Genomic DNA, 235 nt, shown 5'->3' with positions numbered 1-235 from the left:
AGGCTGCGCTCATACACAACGCCACCTAACTTAATGGAACTTGAAGTGAAGATAGACGATGTTCGCAAGGAAATGGATGCTTCCGTTCAGAGTCAGGAATTTGAAAAAGCAGCTTCGCTTCGCGATACGTAACAACGCTTAAGAGAACAATTGGAAGAAACGAAAAAAACTTGGAAAGAAAAACAAGGGCATGAGAACAGTGAAGTCACTGTGGATGACATTGCACATGTCGTGT

The 235-nt window shown here is 43.0% G+C and carries 1 pseudogene; it reads left to right on the top strand.

What is annotated here, in order from left to right:
* A pseudogene (locus ACYP5M_RS26755) lies at positions 1-235 on the top strand (UvrB/UvrC motif-containing protein); the annotation flags it as partial.

It is taken from the genome of Peribacillus sp. N1, assembly GCF_054600815.1.
The sequence above is the reverse complement of the archived record's forward strand: the minus strand, read 5'-3'. Positions and strand labels throughout refer to the sequence as shown.